Source organism: Bacillus sp. F56 (assembly GCF_001748205.1).
GTDB classification, from domain to species: domain Bacteria; phylum Bacillota; class Bacilli; order Bacillales; family Bacillaceae; genus Bacillus; species Bacillus stercoris.
On record NZ_BDFC01000005.1, the window covers coordinates 494,476 to 515,969 of the forward strand.

The 21,494-nt window shown below is 48.3% G+C and carries 17 protein-coding genes; 9 read left to right on the top strand and 8 right to left on the bottom strand.

From position 1 onward, the window contains the following. The first annotated feature begins 6 nt into the window (after positions 1-6). Genes gerPC through BFW96_RS07235 form a run of 4 tightly spaced genes read left to right on the top strand, consistent with a single transcriptional unit; the run spans position 7 to position 1,448 of the window. A complete protein-coding gene (gene gerPC, locus BFW96_RS07220; protein ID WP_040083509.1) occupies positions 7-624 on the top strand; it encodes a spore germination protein GerPC in 618 nt (205 codons plus the stop codon). Continuing rightward, a complete protein-coding gene (gene gerPD, locus BFW96_RS07225) occupies positions 621-797 on the top strand; it encodes a spore germination protein GerPD (protein WP_003233093.1) in 177 nt (58 codons plus the stop codon). The genes gerPC and gerPD overlap by 4 nt, the downstream gene beginning before the upstream one ends. Beyond that, a complete protein-coding gene (locus BFW96_RS07230; protein WP_069839052.1) occupies positions 797-1,198 on the top strand; it encodes a spore germination protein GerPE in 402 nt (133 codons plus the stop codon). The genes gerPD and BFW96_RS07230 overlap by 1 nt, the downstream gene beginning before the upstream one ends. 31 nt (positions 1,199-1,229) lie before the next feature. After that, entirely contained in the window at positions 1,230-1,448 is a 219-nt protein-coding gene (locus BFW96_RS07235) for a spore germination protein (RefSeq protein ID WP_003233096.1), read from the top strand. A 36-nt stretch (positions 1,449-1,484) separates the two neighbouring features. On the opposite strand, the gene hlpB is transcribed toward BFW96_RS07235, so the two are convergent. The 5 genes from hlpB to addB all read right to left on the bottom strand — a co-directional run bounded on the left by hlpB (position 1,485) and on the right by addB (position 13,628). Further along, positions 1,485-1,787, bottom strand: coding sequence for an HNH nuclease-like protein HlpB (gene hlpB, locus BFW96_RS07240; protein ID WP_014663462.1), 303 nt, complete (start codon positions 1,785-1,787; stop codon positions 1,485-1,487). A gap of 13 nt (positions 1,788-1,800) precedes the next feature. Continuing rightward, positions 1,801-5,193, bottom strand: coding sequence for an exonuclease subunit SbcC (gene sbcC / locus BFW96_RS07245; protein WP_069839053.1), 3,393 nt, complete (start codon positions 5,191-5,193; stop codon positions 1,801-1,803). Next, complete coding sequence (sbcD, locus tag BFW96_RS07250) at positions 5,190-6,365, bottom strand: exonuclease subunit SbcD (protein WP_069839054.1); 1,176 nt, start codon at positions 6,363-6,365, stop codon at positions 5,190-5,192. Before sbcD ends, sbcC begins: the two co-directional genes overlap by 4 nt. Before the next feature lie 71 nt (positions 6,366-6,436). Beyond that, positions 6,437-10,141 carry a helicase-exonuclease AddAB subunit AddA gene (addA, locus tag BFW96_RS07255; protein WP_069839055.1) on the bottom strand — a complete coding sequence of 1,235 codons (3,705 nt, stop codon included), beginning with the start codon at positions 10,139-10,141 and terminating at the stop codon, positions 6,437-6,439. Next, a complete protein-coding gene (gene addB, locus BFW96_RS07260) occupies positions 10,128-13,628 on the bottom strand; it encodes a helicase-exonuclease AddAB subunit AddB (protein WP_069839056.1) in 3,501 nt (1,166 codons plus the stop codon). The genes addA and addB overlap by 14 nt, the downstream gene beginning before the upstream one ends. A 183-nt stretch (positions 13,629-13,811) precedes the next feature. Here addB and BFW96_RS07265 point away from each other — a divergent pair, with 183 nt between their 5' ends. Together BFW96_RS07265 and BFW96_RS07270 are read left to right on the top strand one after the other, a co-directional pair. Continuing rightward, positions 13,812-14,249: a ferritin family protein gene (locus BFW96_RS07265; RefSeq protein ID WP_040083516.1), complete on the top strand. Its 438-nt coding sequence runs from the start codon at positions 13,812-13,814 to the stop codon at positions 14,247-14,249. A gap of 118 nt (positions 14,250-14,367) precedes the next feature. Next, complete coding sequence (locus BFW96_RS07270) at positions 14,368-14,697, top strand: four-helix bundle copper-binding protein (RefSeq protein WP_069839057.1); 330 nt, start codon at positions 14,368-14,370, stop codon at positions 14,695-14,697. A gap of 35 nt (positions 14,698-14,732) precedes the next feature. Here the strand turns inward: BFW96_RS07270 and BFW96_RS07275 are convergent, their stop codons facing one another. Beyond that, entirely contained in the window at positions 14,733-16,460 is a 1,728-nt protein-coding gene (locus BFW96_RS07275) for an SgrR family transcriptional regulator (protein ID WP_069839058.1), read from the bottom strand. A 113-nt stretch (positions 16,461-16,573) separates the two neighbouring features. On the opposite strand from BFW96_RS07275, the gene BFW96_RS07280 reads away from it, so the two are divergent. From BFW96_RS07280 to BFW96_RS07290, 3 genes are all read left to right on the top strand, one after another. Beyond that, a complete protein-coding gene (locus BFW96_RS07280) occupies positions 16,574-17,776 on the top strand; it encodes an MDR family MFS transporter (protein WP_069839059.1) in 1,203 nt (400 codons plus the stop codon). A gap of 106 nt (positions 17,777-17,882) precedes the next feature. Then, on the top strand, positions 17,883-19,031 hold the full coding sequence (locus tag BFW96_RS07285; RefSeq protein ID WP_069839060.1) for an AbrB family transcriptional regulator: 1,149 nt from the start codon (positions 17,883-17,885) through the stop codon (positions 19,029-19,031). Continuing rightward, positions 19,032-19,259, top strand: a complete 228-nt coding sequence (locus BFW96_RS07290) for a hypothetical protein (RefSeq protein WP_069149321.1) — start codon at positions 19,032-19,034, stop codon at positions 19,257-19,259. A gap of 26 nt (positions 19,260-19,285) precedes the next feature. On the opposite strand, the gene BFW96_RS07295 is transcribed toward BFW96_RS07290, so the two are convergent. Together BFW96_RS07295 and BFW96_RS07300 are read right to left on the bottom strand one after the other, a co-directional pair. Beyond that, entirely contained in the window at positions 19,286-19,813 is a 528-nt protein-coding gene (locus tag BFW96_RS07295) for a MarR family transcriptional regulator (RefSeq protein WP_069839061.1), read from the bottom strand. Between the two features lie 76 nt (positions 19,814-19,889). Beyond that, positions 19,890-21,389 carry a monooxygenase gene (locus BFW96_RS07300; protein ID WP_083252822.1) on the bottom strand — a complete coding sequence of 500 codons (1,500 nt, stop codon included), beginning with the start codon at positions 21,387-21,389 and terminating at the stop codon, positions 19,890-19,892. Positions 21,390-21,494: the final 105 nt, after the last annotated feature.

A 21,494-nucleotide genomic window follows, 5' to 3' on the forward strand; every position in this document is an offset into this window, starting at 1 on the left:
AAGAACATGTATGATCAATCTGTTTCCTCTTACTTGCAAAACTTGAATTCCTTTGTTCAGCAGCAGGCGATTCACATTCAGCAGCTCGAACGCCAGCTGAAGGAGATTCAAACTGAAATGAATACGATGAAACAGCGGCCGGCCACCACCATTGAGCGTGTGGAATATAAGTTTGATCAGCTGAAAATTGAAAGGCTCGACGGGACTTTGAATATCGGCTTAAATCCGACTGATCCGAACAGCGTCCAAAACTTTGACGTCAGCCAGTCGACACCGCAAATCGGGATGATGCAGCAGGAAGAGAGCGCTCAGCTCATGCAGCAGATCCGCCAGAATGTCGACATGTACTTAACCGAGGAAATCCCAGATGTTTTGGAGCAGCTTGAAAACCAATATGACAGCAGACTTGACGATACAAACAGACACCATATCATTGAAGACATCAGAAAACAAATGGACAGCCGAATCCATTATTATATGTCCCATATCAAAAAAGAAGAGCATACACCGCCTGCACAATATGCAGAACATATCGCTGAGCATGTGAAGCGTGATGTGATCCGCGCTGTAGAACACTTTCTGGAGCATATTCCATCCGAAATGAAAGGAGATGAGCAAGCATGATCTTTACAGTCATCAACCGCAGCTTGGAAGTCGGGGACATCCGGATGAACGGTGTGTCCAGTTCCTCCGTTTTCCACATCGGAGACACTGAATCCATCTACCTGTCTTCTATTTTTGATACACCGCCTGAATCTCTTATTATCGGGCCGTTTGCTCCGCTTGCGCCAGAATAATGCTTAAACGCATATCGCGCATCAGGCTAGTTAAGTTTAATTCTCTCGGGATCGCAAGTGTGTTTCAAGTTGGCGACACAAATGAAATCGATATGAGTGTAAAAGTATTTGCTGTGCAGCGTTCTCTGTCCACGTTTTACCATAATGAAGGCTCATTTAACAAAAAGGAGTATCAGATCTTTCAGCAGCAGGCCGTGAAACCGCTCCCCGAAACAGGTGTACAAAGCGCGTTTTGCCACGAGGTGCCGGCTATTTATGTTCGCAGCATCAAAATTCAAGGGGTCTCAGCCTCTTCTGTTTTACATGCCGGATCAGCTTCGCATATTCGCGGTGATGCGAGACTCAAACATATCAGACAGATTCAGTCTCCGCGCTCACAATTGCCCGCCAAGAACATATAATAAACAGAGACTTCGATAAAGGGTGTCGTTTATGCCAGCAATTGTCGGGCCTATAGCTATCAATTCCATATCGGGCGGAGTCGTAAACTTTGGTGATTCCTTTTACCTTTCTCCGAAAAGCTCTTCAAAATCTGCGCTCGGTTCGGGAGCAGGAAACACGGGAGATTTCCTTCTATTAAATAACGCAGTCAACGCGACAAATTATATAGACCCCGATGTCAACGATCAGGATATGGTTGGAAACGGATAAAAGCAGCCGCTCTGCAAAGAGAGGGCTGCTTTTTAGTCATTTTTTCTTTTTTCGCTCATTTGATTTCTTGGTTTTGATCAGTTTTTCAGGCGGCTGTTTTCTGATCCATTTGACAAACCGGGCAAGCTCTGGATCGCTTCTGAGCTTTTCTATTCCGTTTAAGCGTACAGCGATCTCTTGATTGGTATATAAGGCATGAATTTGTTTATGGCAAGGAATACAGAGCATCGCTGTCGGCAAAAACGTTCCGCCTTCTTCTTTCGGTGTGAGATGGTGCTCTGTCAGCTGGACATCGCTCCGGCCGCACAGCTCACATATTCCGGCAGTCTGCTTTGCCATACCAGCTCCCCCTTTACATCAACTCAAGTGATACCCGTGTACCGCGGCCGCTCGGTTCAGCCGGATGGACGATCAGTTTTTTCGGAAGCCGGGCACGCAGTTCCTGCACATGGCTGATGACACCGACAGCCAGATTGTCTGACTGAAGTTTTTCCAAGGCCGTTACAACCGTATCAAGCAGATCTTGATCCAGTGTGCCGAATCCTTCATCTAAGAAAAAGAACTGGAGCGGGTATTCTCCGCGAAGCTGGATCTGGGCAGACAGCGCAAGAGCAAGTGATAGCGAAGTGAGGAAGGTTTCTCCTCCAGACAAACTGGATACCGGGCGTCTTACGCCTCCGTTCGCATTATCCCGCATCACAAAGCCGCCCTCAGAATCTACTTCGATGGCATAGCGCTGTCTCGTCAGCATACCGAGTCTTGCTGAGGCGTCCCTCGCAACGCTTTCAAGCTGCTCCTCAGCTAAAAATTCGACGAAGGTATTGCCTTTAAACACAGCTTGCAGCTTGTCCAGCCTGTCGATATGCGTCTGCCACTTTTTCAGTTCCGCTTCAATTTCTTTAAATCGTTTATGATGGTCGCGAATGACGGCCAGTGCTTTCGCAGCCGCGCCTTTTTCCTCTATAGCAGCGCCAAATGCGTCCTCAGCTTTTTGTAATGCTGCAACGGTTTCGCTCCATTCGCTCTCTGATATCGCTCTGCCGTCAAGTATCTCTGCTACTCGTTTTAAGTTTGCAGCATTTTGCTTCAGTTTATCCATAAACTGGTCTATGCCGGTTTTCATCTTTTCAAGTTCATCGGCTGGGATGAGACTTTGTTCAACCTCCTCAGTCCGGGTAAAGCAGGTGTTTTTGGCATGCTCAAGCCAAGCAGCTTTTGCTTTTTCCAATCTCCCCTTCGCCTCTTGAAGAGTGAGCTCGCTTGCCGAAGCGCGGCTTTTCGCCTGATTGAGCTTCATTTGGGCGCTTTGCAGTTCTTCATATAAAAATTGTTCTTTTTCCTTTAACAGCTTTAGATCCTGCTGGACAGAGCGGAGTTTGACTTGAATGGAATCTCCTTTTGCATAATCTCCAAGTTCGTTCTCATAATCAGCTATCACGCTCTTGATGCGTTCAGCGGCATAATGAAGCTCCAGTTTTTCCCGTTCAAGCCGATGCCCCGATTCCCGCAGTTTTTCCTTTTGTGCTTCATGCTCAGCAAGAAACGCGATACTCTTCTCAATTCGTTTTTCACATTCTTCTGCAGCCCGGTCCTTTTCTTCAATGGCTTGCTGCCATTTTTCTGCTTCGTCCACAGATTGATCCTGAAATGCTTCTTTGAACATGTTCAGACGGCTGTCCAATGAGGTTTGAAGCTCGGTGATGATGCTTTCAATACGGTCAGCCTCTCTTTTTTCAAAACCGATTTTTTCATTAACCTGCTCGGCCTTTTTTAAAGACTCCTGATAGGCGCCGATCATTTGTGCCATCCGTGTTTTAACAGAAAGAATGTCCTGCTTGATTCGTTTCCATTCAAATTTGGCAGTTTCAAATGCTTCATACACCGGCTGATTCTCGAAGGAAGCCGCCGCTTCAAGGTTCTGCGCTTGACTGGTCTGCAAAAACGGACACTGTTCCATAAAGCGCGCGGACTGTTCTTCAAGCGTAATTTTGGCTGAAAGAATCTCTTGGCTGAGAGCTGCTGCTTCCGTCAATAACACATCTGTCCGTTTGATGTCCTCTTCAAGATGGCTGTCGGCTTCATATGTTTCATGTACTGACGCGGATGGATCGTGATCGGTTGAACCGCAGACCGGGCAAGGCTTTCCAGCGGTCAGTTTTTGCGCTAACTCTTTTGTCAGGAGTGCCATCCTTGCTTTTTCACGCTGTAGGTGAAGCGTATGTTGATTCTTTCTAGCCTCTTCAGTCATACGTGTTAATGAGTGTTCCGCCTCGCACACCAAATGGTACACGGTTTGCACAGCCTCATATGCCTGAATGATGTTGTTTTCTTCCGCTTCCGTCCTTTGAACAAGTGTATTCTTCTCTTCATTCATCTTCTGCAGCACGAGGCTCAATTCGTCACTTCGATTTTTCTCTTTTTTGATTTGCTCTTCAGTTTGCCTGATGTGCAATGCCATTTCTGCGGCCTGCTGGCAGCTTCTTCGCTCATCGGATGTCACCTGCAGGGATTTGAGCTGCTGCTTCAATTCCGTCTGTCTGTTTTGCCCTCGTGTCAGGCGGTCTGTTACCGTCTCCAATTCACTCATGACAGATTGAAGAGCCTCTTCTTTCTGCCGGAGTTCAGCCTTTTTGCGCTCTTCCTCTTGCTTGGCCTCACTCAGTTTCATTTCGATTTCCTGCAAGCGGGAAAGCTGTTCCTGCTTAGTTAAAAGCTCAGGCTCTTTTTCGCTTTTATACTGGCGCCACGCTTCATACTCTTCATGTTTTTGCTGAAAGAAAGCATTCCGGTCTTCTAAATCCTTGCGGGCTAGCGTTTGTTCCTTTTCAGCTTTCGCTTCATGCTGGATCGCTTCTGCGTACCGGTCCGCATAGGGCTTAAGAGCGGCGGCTGTTTCTGCTTCCAGCAGGCGTTTTTGCATAATGTCTACATGCGGCTGTTCTTCCGCGAGACGTTTTTTCTCTTCTTCATAAGCGGATTGTTCCTTTTGGACATTCCAAATCTCCTGATGCTCCGTAAATCGCTCTTTCGCCTGATCACGGCTCTTCCTCATCGCTTCCAGCCTGGTTTCGGCTTGTTCGAGAGCCTTTTCCGCTTGCTCAACTGCCTCTGAACTCGCCTCACCGAGACCGGACTGCTCAGCGAGCATTTCATTTTTTCTTGCGTTGGCTTCCTGCGCCTGCCGCCTCAGTTTTTTCACAAGCCTGTCACCGTATTGCTCCAAATGAAATAAACGCTGAAGCATATGCCTGCGCTCTGCCCCTTTTAAAGACAGGAATTCAGCAAATTTCCCTTGCGGCAGCACCACCGCTCTCGTAAAATCGTCGATCGTCAGCCCCAAGAGCTCCTCCACTCTTTTATTCACTTCGCTGGCTTTATCAGCCAGCACCGTATGCTCATCCTTGATTTCGATGAAGCGGCAAAGTGCCGTTTTCACCTTCATTTCATCCGTTCTCTTAAACACACGCTCGACTTTGTATGAGATTTGATGATTCGACTGAAGCGCAAAGGTAAAGGAAACAGACAGCGTATCTTCGGCGTGGTTTAAGATTCCGTGCGTATTATTTGCCGCCCGTTCCACCTTTCCGTATAAAGCAAGCGTCATTGCGTCGAGAATAGAGGATTTGCCGCTTCCTGTCGGGCCGAAAATGCCGAAAACACCGGCACCGGATAGGCCTTCAAAATCTATCGTCTGCTCCTCTCTAAAACTGTGGAGCCCCTTAATGCTTAAGGCGATCGGCTTCATTTCGCATCCTCCTCTTCAACGCCTGATGCAAGCTCTAAAAACAGCTTCACCATTTCTTCATCCGGCACCGCGCCGCCAGTCTGTTTTTCATAAAATTTCTTGAAGCGGTCCTCGATTGAGATATGTTTAACCTCGATCCGTTCCCGGTCTTTGTTCTGTTCTTCAAAAACCGGCCTAATATGGATAAAACCCGGGTGCGCCTTCCGCAGCCTGTGAATCTCTTCAAGTGACAGCTGGTCCGTGACACGGATTTCCAGGTCAATCCAAGCATTCTGATCCCTGCCTTCATCCAGCCAGCTGTACACCTCACTTAATCCATTTGCCGCTTTCCACTTCACAAGGGGCTTGCCGCTTGATAATAATACCTCACGCCAAGTGGCGTCTTCCCCCGGCTTTGCGTCCACAATCGTCACTGATTTAGCGTAGCCTGCTTCAGAAAAGCTGTAGGCGAGCGGAGATCCTGAATAACGCGCAAGCGTCCGCGCCCGCTTGATCGTTTGCGGGCGATGCAAATGGCCGAGCGCGACGTAAGCGGCATCCGCAGGCAGGCTTTCAGCAGCCACCGTGTATGCACCGCCGACTTCAATCGGCCGCTCTGAATCGGTTTGGTTTCCGCCTGCGACATAAATATGGCTGGCGGCAATCTTCACTGCATCGTTCCGGAAACGGCTTGTCATATGTTCAAACGCCTGCCTGATTTTCACGTCATAATGATCACGGAGCAGCTTTTCATCAAACGTATCGGATAGCACTTCATTCAACCGCGCTTCTGATGGATACGCCAGCGCTCCAACCGCCAAAAGCTCCCCTGCTGAAGGCACTTCAATATGAATCGGCTCTGTTGTCGGATAACCGATTAAATAAATGCCGTTTTCATGTGTCAGCGGTGAAGCGGCGGACAAACGATCAGGATTATCATGGTTTCCGGCAATGACAACGATCGGGCGCTTTCCTCTGTCACTGAGCGCAGACAGGCTTTCATAAAACAGCTGCTCAGCTAAAGCCGGCGGGTTCACGGTGTCAAAAGCATCTCCCGCCATTACAATGGCATCAATTTGCTCATCCTTTACAATCGTATTCAGTTCATCCAGCACATCGGCCTGCTCACTCAGCCTGCTTCTTCCTTCAAGCGTTTTTCCAAGATGCCAATCAGCTGTATGTAAAATCCGCAAATGCTCTCACCTCTCTTTTATATAGAAAACGAGACCCGCTCCGTCTGAAATCCCGGAGCTTACGGATCTCGCTATAATGTGAGAATGTGCCCTCCGTCAAAGAAATAAAGCGCACATCCCTTTACCTTTGTTTTTGCAATTTGCTCAACTGCCTTCGTGTACAGCTGAATCTGGGTATCATATCGTTTCTTCAAAATCGGGGCCGCTCCTTCAAATCCGTGTTGGAATTTGTCCTCAATCCGGTCCGACTTATAATCCAATAAATATAATCCGTCCTCAGTTTCATAGAGACAGTCAATGATGCCCTGCACTAAAAGCGGCTCATCCGTCTCCTCTGCATCAGGATAGATCTCCTTAGCCGGAAGCGCTAAGCTGAAAGGTATTTCCCGGTATTTCCATTTCGCACCGATCAGCTGTCCCCCGATTTCTGTATGGAAAAATTGCACGATTTCTTCTATATCAATAGCGTCTTTTTGTTCTTCAGTAAGCAGCTCTTTTTCATAAAGCCTTTGAACCGTCTGCTCAGCTTCTTCTATCGACGGCACATGTGACAACGGGATATGCTGCATCACCGTATGCATGGCAGTACCTTTCTCTGCCGCTGTCAGGCCTTTTTTCATCATAAAAGCGGGACGTCTGTACAGAATGCTTCCGTCAGCCGGTTTTACAGGGGCCCTGCCGCTGTATTCATCCTCGTACTCTCTTTTTCTCTTGATCTCAGAAACCGACTGCTTTGTCCGAATTTGTGTCACCTCTTGATGCGGGTAGGTCCAGTTCAGCTGCTCGCGGGCTTTTTCATCAAATGCAAACGAGCCGGGAACTGGTTTCCCTCGGCGGATCGCTTCCAGACGTTCACTTTTTTCTTCCATTCTTTCTTCCACATCATCATCAAGCAAATCATAGGAATGAATCATTTGAACGGCAAAACGAGCTGGATGGCCTGAGATATCAGCGTGTACTGGTGCTCCGTTTCCAGCCAAAGCCTCCAAGTCTCTATGTCTGGCAAGAGCCGGTCCGATGAAATCTAAATACGTTTTCGCCTGATAGCGGTCAAATTCCGGAAGGAGCCACTCAGTTTGGGACGCGGATGCCTGCCATTTTGCGAGCAGTTTCTGATGATTCTTGCACGAGCCAATCAGAAACAGCTTTTCCTTCGCTCTCGTTAATGCAACATAGAGAACACGCAATTCCTCTGACAGCAGCTCCCTGCGCATTTTTTTCTTCATCGCAATGAGAGGCAGCGTCGGGTAGCTGATGCGCAATTGCGGATGAATATACTTCGTGCCGAATCCGAGCTCCTTGTCCAGCAGGTACGATTTATTTAAATCCATCATGTTAAAATTCCGGCCGAGACCCGCTGCAAACACGACTGGAAATTCGAGCCCTTTGCTGCTGTGGATCGTCATTAAGCGGACAACATCCTCCTGCTCGCTGAGCGCTCTCGCCGTACCAAGATCATCGCCCCGCTCCTGCATGCGTTCGATAAACCGCAGGAAACGAAACAAGCCGCGAAATGCCGTTGATTCATATTGGCGCGCCCTGTCATAAAGAACACGCAAATTGGCCTGGCGCTGTTTTCCGCCCGGCATCCCGCCGACATAGTCCATGTATTTCGTGTCGCGGTACACTTCCCAAATCAGCTCAGATACTGAGTGGTTTTTCGAAAAGACGCGCCATTTTTGCAGAAGTCTGTAAAACGTATGCAGCTTTTGATAAAGCTCATCGTTCCGGTCACCAGCAGCCAGGTAGTCTTTCATCGCCTCATAGTACGGCGCTTTTTTATTTTCAAGCCGGATCAAAGACAGCTCGTTTTCATCTGCACCGACAATCGGTGAACGCAGCACAGAGGCAAGCGGTATATCCTGATACGGATTATCGATCACCTTCAGCACCGAAAGCGCGACGGCGACTTCGACCGCTTCGAAATAGCCTGACGTTAAATTGGCGTAAACCGGTATGCCCTGTGCTCTCAGCTCCTCCATGATTTGCGGAGCCCACGGCATGGAGCGGAGCAAAATCACAATATCTCGGTATTGAATATTGCGATGTGTTTTCGTTTTTCCGTCATACACCTTAAATGGCGATGAAATCAGCTTGCGAATTTCCTTAGCGATGGCTTTGGCCTCAAACTGCACGGTTTCAAGCTCTTCTGCTTCCTCGCTTGCATCCGTATCTTCTGCGTTGTCGATCAGCAGCAGCTCCGTTTCCGTCTCGTCATTGTCCGGATACGCCGCACCAAGCTTCAGCTCAGCCTGCTCGTCATAATCGACCTCACCGATTTTGCCGCCCATCAGCTGTTTAAATAAAAAGTTTGTGCTGTCTAATATATCTGAACGGCTTCGGAAATTTTTATTCAAGTCGATTTTCCGTCCCGTGCCTTCCCCGCTCTCTGTAAACCGTTTGTATTTAGAGAGGAAAAGAAGCGGCTCCGCAAGCCTGAATCGATAAATTGACTGTTTGACATCGCCTACCATAAACAGGTTGCCAGTCTCCTCCGGCCCGCTTGTGACGAGCTGCAGAATCGATTCCTGTACGAGGTTGGTATCCTGATATTCGTCAACGAGCACCTCATGAAACTGCTCCTGATAAAACCTTGCAGCCTCGCTCGGCTCATATTCACCTTTGTCATTCTGAGCTGTCAAAATCGCTAAACAGTAATGCTCCAAATCAGAAAAATCGATGATTGATTTTTCCTGCTTCGCGGCTTCGAACCGTTTTCCATAGCTGATAACAAGCTGTACGAGCGTTTCAATGACAGGCTTCATCTCGGTTAGGCTTTTCAAGTGCTGTTCAGGACTTCTCGTAAAGTAGTCGGTTTTGAGCTTTTCGAGCAGTTTTTTTGCGCCGTTTCTCAAATCTGTCGCCTCATCAAGGAGCGCCGGATCGAACTCATCCCCTTTTACTGCTTTGGCACGCTTAAAAGAGACGGCGGGCACACGACGATATAGTTCACTAAAATCGTCCTGATGCTCGATCAGTTCATCAATCTGCGCAAGATCATCAAGAAAATTGTCAGCACGCGGCGCCGGTCCGCCCGGCGCTTTCGTCAGCTCAAGCGCGCGCAAGAGCTTTTCCTTCGCCCCGTTAAGCACCATTGCAATATCCTCTTTGACATATTGATAGAACGGCAGCTCCTCGATGGCGCTCTTTTCTGATACATCATACAAATGAACAAAGCTTTCCAGCCACGCCTCCGGGTTGGGATGGGATCGGGAATACTCGTACACTTGTTTAACGAGAAATTGGAGATCCAGATCGTGCCGGTCTGTCGTGTAGCGGTCAACAAGCTCAAAAAATGCCTTTTCGCCCTTTGCGTATTCGTCTTCAAACAGCTCGTCAAGCACTTCATCCCCAAGCAGCTCGCCTTCCGTCTGATCAGCTATCCGAAAACCCGGATCAAGATCGATCAAGTAGTAATATTTCTTCAACACTTGCAGGCAAAAGGAATGAAGCGTCGAAATGCTGGCCCGGTTCAAAAGAGAAAGCTGCCGTCTGATATACAGCGAGCCGGGGCGTTGTACAAGCTCTTTTTCCAAGGCATCCGCAATTCGGTGTTTCATCTCTGCCGCTGAGGCGTTTGTAAATGTCACAACGAGAAGGCGGTCTACATCAATTGGGTTTTCCTCTGCGGTGATTTTCCGAATCATTCGTTCAACAAGCACAGCGGTTTTACCAGAGCCCGCAGCCGCTGCCACGAGAATATCCTGGCCGGTTGAAACAATGGCATTCCATTGGTCATCTGTCCATGTGCTGTCTGCCGGTTTAGGAATGTTCATTGCCATCCGCCTCCTTTTTTATCCACTCAAGTATCGTCTTGTCTTTCTCAGCTTTTAATGGGCGATACTCGTTTTCCTCTAGTGATTCATCAAATTGGCACACTGATTTGAACGCACAGTATGTGCACGGTGTCTTGTTCTTCATTTTGTACGGCTCAATGGATACGCGGCCGTCGGTAATTTGTTCGCCTGCTTCTTGGAAGGTACGGCGCACATGCTTTGTCAAAAGATCAAATTCCTTTTCACCGACTGCTGCCGAGTCTGATCTGAGAGAGCCGTCTTTTTTCAAGCCGGCGTTGATGATATTTGACCGTCCCTCTTGAAGGGTTGTATCCATGAGGCGAACCACTTCCTGATCGCCGAGGAGCAGGCCCTTCATTTTAAATTTCTTAAAAATCTCCTGTTCAATCTCGTCAAGCCCGAGCGGGAGATTAGATTGAATCATCGGATCATGAATATGGAAATACAGCACTCCTGCAGGCGTTGCCCTCATTCCGAGCCAGTCAGCTGAATGTGTAATCGATAAATCAAGGTACGTCAGCATTTGCAGCGCCAATCCGTAATATACTTCCGCTAAGTCAAGCCCTTTATCGCTTGATTTATAATCGACAATTCTGAGGAGCAGGCCTTTTGAGCTTTCAGCTTTATCCACACGGTCAATACGCCCAACGAGCTCCATCGTACAGCCATTTTTCAGTTGAAAGGTCAGCGGCGGAAGCGGCCCTTTTCCTCCAAAGCCCAGTTCAAGCCCGATCGGTACGAATCCGCTCGCTTTCGCATGCTCGCTTAAAATACCAGACACACGCGTCACAATTTTTTGCAGTTTTTCCTTTACATAATAATGCCGGTTTGAGCTGAGCAAAATTTCCTTTTGCAGTTTCGGTGCCAGCCGCTCTACCGCATCATAAGAAAACAGCTCGCACTGCTCTTTCGTTAAATCTCGCCAATCCAGCTTTTGCTCACGCAGCCTGTCTGAAATCAGCTTTAAGCTGGAATGAAACAGCTGGCCGATATCCGGCGCTTCAAGCTTGAAAAATTGCCGTTCCTTCAGATGCAGCCCGTGTGACGCAAAATGGGAAAACGGGCATGCGTTAAAGGTTTCCATTCTCGATACACTGCCCTGAATGCGTTCACCATAGAGCTGTCTTGACACACTGCGTTCAAGCTGCTTTACTTCATTCCGGAAAAACAGGCTTGAGAACAGCTTTTTCGATTGCAGCCTGTCCGGCTCACTCATCAGCACATTGTACGTGCTCCACCAGACGTCGCTGATGTCGTATTCCCGGGTCCATAATCTGAGCTGACTCGCAGTAAAGGACTGTGCCACGCTTTGATTGACAACATACTTCAGCTGTTCCTCATCGCTGACCTGCTCAGGTTCATTTGTCAACAGGCGCTCCTTATGATGCGGAAACAGTTCTTCCAGCCGTTTAACGACAATCGACGGCAAAAGCGTTTTTCCTTCCGCATCTGCAATCGGATACGATACATAAAGCCGGTCAGACGGACTTGAAAATGCCATGTAGATGAGGAAATGCTCATCAAGCAAACGCTCCCGTCCGCCTGAGGAAAGCTCAACCCCGATCGTTTTCAGCCATTCCCGGTCATCATCCGACAGAACCCCGTTTTCATCAGGGCGTGCCGGCAGAACGCCGTCGTTTGCCCCGAGCACAAAGGTACAGGATGTGCCATACATTCTGGACAAATCCATATTGCCGACAAATACCTGGTCGAGCGCAGGCGGAATAAGCGAAAATGTAAGCGACTCCGCGCCGGCTTCTATCATTTGCTGAAACAAATCAAGAGAAATCTCATCATCTCCCATCATTTCAACAAACTCCTCAAGCAGCTGAATGACTGCGTCCCACGCCTGCTGATGCTGCTGCGCTTCAATGATTCTGCCGTCTTCCTCAGCACGCTGCCTTTCCTGATCCAGCTTCATCGGCACCTCCGTCTCTTCTAAATAGTAATAGAGTGCCTCCGCCTTCTCATGTACCGTCTTTGCTTTTTTCATTCGTTTTTGAAGCTGAAAAAGCGGCGGAACAATCCAATCGCGGGTGTCATTCAACATGTTTTCCATTTCGATTTCCTGATCGGTCTGCGCAAAATCATCATCCAGCGACACAAAGCGCCTATATTGGAAACGGTCGCCCTTTGTCCAGCGGTCGCCTTTGATCCCATAAGCGATACAGTAATTTTCGAGCTGATCGACCTGTTCTCTCACTTTGGCCTTCGGTTCACTGAGCGGGAATAGCAGTTCGGTTTTCACACAGCGAAACACCGCTTCATAACGCCAATTCCCTTTCAGAACATCAAGGCTTGAGCGGATAAATTCGATTAACGGATGGTTCAGCATAGATGCTTTTCCGTCAATGAAATAAGGAATCTCGTAATCTGCGAAAACTTCCTTCACCATATCCTTGTAGTCTTCCGGCTGGCGCGCAAGAATTGCTACATCCTTATAGCGATATCCTTTCTCTCTGACGAGGGCGTGAATTTCCCGGGCAATACCTTCCAGCTCAGCTCGTCTGTTCGCGGCCTGCATTACAGTCAGTGCTTCTTGTTTTTCTGCGTAAGGAACGGCAGGACGCGCTTCATACTGCGCCTCCAGATGGGCCAATTCGGGCGTCTTCGTATGCCGCTCAGTCCCGCTCAGCTCTTTATACGTAATGTCCAAATTCAGTTCCTTCGCCTTCTGATGCAGGCGGTAATAGGTTTTCCCCGTCATTCTGAACAATTCCAGTTCATGCGGCTCCCGCTCATATGACGGCTTGTCCGCTGTGAGCGAAAACGTGATATGCTCTGCATGAACCATAAGCTGCTCCAGCACCCTGAATTCCTGCGGTGTAAACTGATAAAAGCCATCCACATAGATATGCGCGCCTTTTACATCTTCCGCAAGCGGGATATGCTCTGCCAGCAATGTCAAATAATCCTCAGAGTGAAGATATTGATCTGCGAGGCTTTTTTCCATTTGCTGATACAGAATCGATAAGTCATGGAGCTTTTCAGATAACACACGTTCTCCGCGATATTCGGAAGCCGTTCCGCTTTCCGCCATCCGGCGGATATCCTCCGGTTCCAGACAATACCGCTTAAACTCTGTCAGCATCCGCTCAACCTGTGCGGTAAACCCGTTTTTGTCACTCGCTTTTTGATAGACTTTGAACTCCTGTTTATGCTCCTCAATGAGCTTCCGCAGGAGCATTTGTACGCCGGTGCTCGTCAGAAACGGCCTGCTCATTCCTCCCGTATGCTGAAGGACGCGCCAGGCCAATCGTGAAAAGCTGAACACTTGAGCGCGTATCATCCCGCCCATATCTGGCGTTTTAGCAAGCTCATATTCCATTAAAAACGTCATTTGATCCGGGACTAGAAAAATGATCGGCTTCCCGAATGGAGCCCGGCGCAATTCATCCTGAATGCTGTTGATGATCAGCTTCGTTTTTCCACTCCCGGACCTGCCTACTAAAAACTCTGCTCCCAAATTAGAAGACCCCTCTCTTTTTATCTTTATATATTTTATCGAATGTTGACGAAAATGACCAATCTGATCTATTGGTAAAAACGGCCTTTTCACATATAAAAAGCTGATTATCCCCGCACATCTCTCCTTGCCCAACATATACTTTTACAGAAGCCCAATTCCTAGGAATGGAGTTGAATCCTCTTGCATTACAGTTACTATCCCTATCCGGTGCCGTACCGGGAAGATCCTGTTTTGATTCGGAATTTGCAGAAGGCCATCAACGGAGAATTCAGTGCAATTCAATGCTACCGCAGGCTTGCCGAACTAGCCCACCGCGATGAAGTCAGAAAACAGATTGAAGAAATCAGACGTGACGAGATCCGCCACCTTCGTGAATTTTCCACACTGTACGGATCGATTACCGGCAAGCACATCATGCCGAAACAAACGGAGGAGTGCCCGGACCATTTCACGAGAGGACTGGACGCCGCTTTTAAAGATGAACAAGAAACCGTCGACTTTTACTTGCGTGCAGCCGAGGAAACGTCAAACTTAAAAGCGAAAGGCGTCTTCACGCGCGCCGCACGTGATGAACAAAATCACGCTGTCTGGTTCCTATACTATCTGGCCAAACGTTAGATATACCCATTTTAGGGTATATGTACATATCTCTTCAGCTAAAAACACATTCCTCCGTTTTTTTCAAATGCAGCCGGGAAACATAAAACCATACACTGCCATACAGGGGGAATCAACCATGGAGCAATATTCAGAAGCTTGTATTGAGGCTTGCATTGATTGTATGGAGGCTTGCAATCATTGTTTTACAAAATGTTTGGAAGAAAGCGCGCACCACGATCTCAGCTGCTGCATCCGGCTTGACAGGGAATGCGCGGATATTTGCGCCCTGGCAATCAAAGCCATGCAAACGGACAGCCCCTTTTTGAAAGAAATTTGTGCACTTTGCGCCGATATTTGTGAAGCGTGCGGCACTGAATGCGAAAAGCATGATCATGATCATTGCCAAGCATGTGCGAAAGCCTGCTTCGCCTGCGCTGAACAATGCCGCAGCATGGCGGCGTCTTAAAAGACGGAGAGGGTTCAATGATTGAACCCTCTTTTTTATTTGGACAGCCACACGGAGTACAAATCAATCCATCCCTCTTCATCAAGCACCAGGCCTTTTACATTGTTACTTGATGTCACCTGTAGCACATTTTGATATAGCGGAATTGCATTCAGCTCCTGTGTAAGCTGATGGTCAATGTCACGCAGGATATTCATTCTCGAACAGCGGTCAGGCATGGAAAACATCCGCTCTATCATTCCCGAGCAGAATTGTGTCAGCTTTTCAGATAGATGCTGGCACAAGAAACTGTTCTCCGACAGCAGCAAATGCAGAAAACCAAACTCGGTATCTTGATAAAACGTCGCACTGTCATGAATGATATCCGCCATCTGCACGACTTCCGGCCGTCGCAGATCATCAGCATCACAGAATCGAAGTGTAAGCTTGATCCCGTGTTGGGCGCACATATTTTGAATCCATTCGGCGTCCTCACGATGATCCGTTTCCGAAAAGGTATACAGCACCATTGTTTCGCCCTCGTATCCGCTTTTCTTCAACAATTCAGATGGCGTAACGCCCTCTAACTCAAAAGAACTCGGATGCCAAAACGACGTAACCGGGATTCTCCGGTGCCCTCCCGCTTCACGAACGAGCCGTTCAGAGGAAATCAACAGCCGGAGCGCTTTTCTAAAGCTTCGGTGCTGAAGAGGCCCCTTCTTTTTCAGATTGAGCGACAAATACTGGACATGCCGCTCATCAAAAACAGTTTGCTGCTCAGGACATGTTTGTTTTTCTTGAATGGTAAATCCGTTCATCTCACCGGCTTGTTCAGAAAACACAAACTCCACGCGATCCAAATAGGGGCGCCCCTTAAAGTAGCGCTCATAGGCTTCAAGCACAAGCATCCAGCCGTGATGCTGATTCACCCGAAAAGGCCCTGTTCCATTGATCCCGCAGCCCTGTTCGGCCGACAATATGGACAGCCGTTCGTCACAAAGAGCATACGGCAAAAACTCATTTGGCTTATCGAGTATGATCTCCACACAATAAGGGCCCTTTTCTAAGACTTGTTTCACTCCGTGCAACAGCCATTTATACGGGTTGTCAGCCAGTTCCAAAAAGCGCTGAAACGTAAACGCAACGTCCCGCGATGTCAGCAGCTGCCCATTATGAAACGACACACCTTTTCGAAGAAAAAATCTCCACCGTTTTTTTCCGTCCTCTTCCCATCCATGAACCAAATGAGGCTTCGGCTCCTGCATATCCGGATCAAACGTGAGAAGCGTATCAAATACCTGTTTGACGAAATGGCCCTCAGACCGCAAAAATATTTGGCATGGATCAAAACTGCTGACAGATTCAGGGGAGATGAACATCCGGAGAACATCCTTTTCTCCATCCCGGCCGGACTCTGTCACAAAACCAAATACCTCAGAAAACCACATACCATATTCATTTTGAAGCTCCGGAAACGCGGACTGATACTGCTGAAGCAGCTCCTTTGCCTTTTTAAGCTTTCCAGCCATGGTATATTCCTTGGCAGTTTGAAGAAGCAGTTCCTCAGGCCTCCGAAGAAACGCGATTTTTGATTTACGGCCGCGCCCCGCCCCGATTTCCCGGGTAATCCAATTGCTGTTCTCCAGCTTATGTAAAATGAGCTTTGCATTTCTTTCCGTACAAAATAAACTGTCGGCAATCTCAGTGAGCGTCATTTCGTTCATTTGCCCATACTCAGCCCGTCCTGTTTGTACAAGTGCCACGTAGTGCTCAATTAGCTTCAATCCCCGCACCTCCCGACAAAAGGGGAACTTTTATCTCTTCTTTTCTTCACTTTTTGGGTCGCCGCCCCTTCTATACACTACTACTATAACAAACACCGAAAGGCGGCGATCACATGCTGACCAGCTTTCAATCTATTAAATCAAGATATACCGCTCCCGTTTGGCTCCGCTTTTTCGGCGAAATGCTGACAAGCCTGACAGGTGCAATGATGGGACCTTTTATGGTGCTGTATCTGCATGAACAATTAAACGGCGATGTCATGATGCCAATGCTGATCATCAGCCTTCAGCCATTTGCTGATCTTTTCCTGACGCTCGCTGCCGGACGGGTGACGGACCAGCTTGGGCGGCGTACAGCGATTTTGATCGCATTGCTTCTGCAATCATCTGCAATGACAGGATTTGTATTTGCTGAGCATGCGTATGTTTTCGCCATTCTTTATGTCGTGAATGGCATCGGAAGATCGTTATACATTCCCGCTTCCCGCGCCCAAATCGCCGAAAGCACGCCAGAAAGCAGACGTTCGGAAGTATTTGCGGTCATCAACGCGATCTATTCAGCCGGCCTGACGGCAGGGCCGCTGCTCGGAATGCTCCTGTACACACAAAATCCTGAATGGATATTCGCTTTAGATGCCGCAGCCTTGTTCATCTACTTTCTGGCAGCTGCATGGAAACTTCCTGAGACAAAGCCGCAAAACACAGCGGTGACACAGGAAGAGTCTGCGAGCTTTACGATATACAGGCCCGTCCTGCTTCTTTTGCTGCTTTCTCTCCCCATCAGCATGTTATATGCGCAAACAGAAACAACATACCGACTGTTCAGCAAAAATATGTTTTCTGATTATCTGTCCATGCTGACCATCTACTCAGCAGCAAAGGCTTTATTCAGCTTTGTTCTCCAGGTTCCTCTTGTCAAAGGGACTGAAAAGCTTACAATGAAAACGATTCTTTTCATTACTTATATCTGCTACTCCCTTGCGGCTGCCGGCTTTGCATGCTCAACATCCCCGACAATGCTTTTAGTGACGGCAGCGGTGATGACGGTTGGCGAAAGCATCGGATTAACTCACATCCAGACCTTCATCTCAAAATTGGCACCGTCTCATTTGCTTGGCCGGTTCTATGCTGTCTATGGTCTGCATTGGGATATATCCCGCTCAATCGGACCGCTCGCGGGCGGGCTGATCCTGACATCGTTTGGCGGAGAAGTGATATTTTACGCCCTTGCCGTGTGTCTGCTGGCAGCAGGTTTATGCCTGACTTACACAATAGAGAAGCTCGAACATAATGTCATAAGAAAAGTGAATCACTAATAGAAAATAATTCATAATTTCTTTATCAACAAAAATATACTATAGTTATAAATACATTCACTACGTGAACAATTGGAGTGTTAGCGAAAAGGAAGAAGGGTTTACATTGAAGAAAGACGAAAATCTCCTCAAAGATCTATGGTTTATCGCAATCAGTGCAGCCGGGGGGTTTATTCTTTCATTAACCGGAATATCAATTGGATGGATGATCGGAACGCTGATTGTCGCCTGCTGCCTCGCCATGATACGGCCGGCATGGCTGATGATGGCACCAGACCAAAAAGGAATTAACCGACGATGGCTCGCCCTCGGGCAGATGATCCTCGGCATCGAATTGGGCCAAAAGCTGAATTTATCCGTTCTCTCTGTTCTCAAAGACCATTGGTTTTCAGTCGGCGTTATGCTGATATTGTCTATCCTGCTGGCCATGCTGTCAGGATATGTGCTTTGGCGTTTCAGCAAAACGGATATGATGACTAGCTTTGTCGGCACAGCTCCCGGCGGGCTTTCCGCCATGCCGAGCATCGCACAGGAGGTCGGCGCCAACACCGCCATTGTCAGCCTCGTGCAAATGATGCGGGTGCTGCTCGTGGTCCTTTCCATTCCGTTTTTGGTTATCATGATCTATACAAAACAAGACAGTTCCACAAGTGCTGCGGCAGGGCTTTCTTCAGCAACGACAGATTTTAGGCTCGCTCCCGTTTTGTGGACCGTCATTCTGATTCTCGCTGCCTGGGGAGCCTGTAAAGCGGCGAAATGTTTAAAGTTTCCGGCTCCATGGCTGCTTGGCAGCATGCTCGGTGTAGCAATTGTACATGTTGGCGGAGCTGCGGCGATAGGGCACGACATGACGGCATGGTGGCCGTCACAAGCGAACCATGTATCACAAGTATTTCTCGGGGCAACGATCGGCTCTAAAATGTACAAAAGCATGTTTGCCGGCGTCACCCGCATTATCATCGTCGGGTTTGTCTCGTCCGTCGGTTTAATCGCAGCTATGTTTTTGAGCGCCGTGATCGTATCCGAACTGACAGGAATCTCGCTCATCACCTCTGTTCTGGCATTTGCGCCCGGCGGGATTGCAGAGATGGCGACGACGTCAGTTACATTACATGCTGATTCCACCTTTGTCGTTGCGGTTCAGGTCATCCGCGTCATCCTTGTCATTGCCCTGCTGCCGCCGTTTTATCGTCTGCTTCACCATCTCCATGGTGAAAAAAAAGGAAAAGAGGGCTCGATCAGCAGCAATGCATAATTGGAAACAAAATCCTTCCATGATACACTTATAGCAGATGGGGAAGGAGTGACTCTTTTGCTGCGCGACAATCCAGAGAAGGCAATGCACTTATATTATGGCATATGCTTAGGAATCTGGCTGATTTATAATTTGGTGGCAACCGGCTCCCCCGGACTGCCGCTTACGATTTTAGTCGGAGGAAATTTGATTTACCTCATCATCCTGAAAAAGAAAGAAAAAACGTAAAAAACACGCACCGCAGTGCGTGTTTTTTATTTAAAAATGCCGGGAAGGCCTCCTTCAATTTCTTCTGACGTCGGATACCATTTTGTCACCAGATCACGAAACAGCCGTTCCGCAAAAAGAATTTCCTCCTCGGTATAGCGGTCAAAAAATGACAGAAAACGCTGTTCAGCCTTCTGATGATAATATTTGTGCAAATTGTGCAGCTTTTTTCCAGCAGGCGTCAATCGGAAGTAGACCTCCTTTTTATTATCGCTGAGCTGTGTTCTGTGCAGGAAGCCTGCGCCGAGCAATTTTGTGCTGATGCGTGATACAGTCGCTTTTGTCGTATTCATTTTTTCTGCTATCGACGTGACATTGATTGGTTCATTGTCCCCGACACAGGACAGAACATGAATTTCTGTCATCGTCAATTGAGATTTACTCTCGTGCTCTACATCCAGCTTCCTCAATTCGTCGGATAAAAAAGCTTTAATAAGCACCTCCCATTTCTCCTGCTGATGAATGAGCTCCGCATACAATTCAAAAAGATTGCGTTTCGTATGATCTGTGTTCATCGGGTTTTCCATCCTTTTTCATTCGATTGTTTCTTCTATCATACCGTTTTGTTACAGATGAAACAATCGAATTGAATTATACTCGGCTGGGGACGGAAAACCAGCGGCTGATCCCTTTTTGAATCACCTCGGCACAATCGGGCGCTGATGCATCTACCGCCCAGGCTACATGTCCATCAGGACGAATCAATATGGTATGCACATCCCGCAACTTTTCATTCGGTTCTGCAAGCGAGGCGTTTACCGTTCGTAAGCCTTTCACATTGATATGATCATCAGCTTCCTGCATCAACGACAGCAAAACGAATGTCCCGTTTCGGAGAAGGCTGTACAGCCCTTCCGAACTGGCGTCGGAAAGAATTAGCTCCATATCAGGGAGCCTTGCCCCGTTCAAACGATGCGGCGGCATGATGAGATCAGCTTCATATCTGACATCGAGCGCAGAAATTTGCCCCGCTACATATCGATTCACATCAGGGAAGGCCAGCAGCTCCGACATCATCCCCCGCAAATGGAGGCCTGCTTGAGTAAAATCGATCAGCCTTGTCTGTGCCTCCGTGTTCCTCAAGAGCCCTTCAGCTGCCGGGTGCCGCTCGTCATGGTAGCTGTCCAAAAGCCATGAAGGCGCAGAGCCCTTGATCGCCGCTGCAAGCTTCCACCCAAGGTTCATCGCATCCTGAAGGCCGACATTCAATCCTTGCCCGCCCGCTGGAAAATGAATATGTGCGGCATCACCTGCTAGAAAGATTCTGCCGTTCCGATACCGTTTTGCTTGGCGCGCGGCGTTTCCGAACCGCGACATCCACGAAGGGTCGGTTATACCGAAGTCAGTCCCGCAAATTCGCAGAAGGTCAGCTTTCAGCTCTTCCTCAGTCACCGGCACATCTTTCGGCGTTTGTGTGCGATAAGGGCTGACGACAACTACACGGTATTGGCCTGGTGATAACGGAACAATCATAACACCGCCCTCTTTTGTGCAAAGGGACAGTACTCCTGACGGCGGCGGAGAATGGAGCACCACATCTCCAAGCGCAGCGGTGACAGTGCTGTCTGTACCCGGAAACTCAATTCCAGCCTGTTTCCGGACGGTACTTCCACCGCCATCGGCACCAACGGCAAACTTACTCGTGATCGTCCGTACACTGCCGTCCCGATCCTTAAAAATCGTTTGCACCGCTTCCTCGTTTTGCGTAACCGTCAGCGCCTCTGCCCCCCGAAGCACCTCTACACCCAGACGTCGTGCATGATCTTCAAGCAGCTTTTCTGTTTTGGACTGCGGGAGCAAAAGCGTGTAAGGGCAACTCGTATCCAAGCCTGAAAAATCCAGACGGGTATCCAGCATTGAAAAATGTCCGGAAGGTATCTTGCTTCCCTTGGATACGAACCGCTCTAAAATCCCTCTCATCTCAAGGAGCTCCAGCGTTCGGGGATGCAATGTCAACGCTTTGGAATGTGGAACAGGTTTTTCAAGCCGTTCAATCACACATGTTTTCACCCCGGCCATCGCAAGCTCAGAAGCCAGCATAAATCCGACCGGCCCTCCACCTATAATCACTGCTTCATATTTCATCATCACTCACCACTCCTTTTGTTTCATAAAAAACGAACAAAACCCAATAAAAATGGACCTCCAATCAAAAAGTATACGAATATTGTTACACACGTAACAATATTGATTATA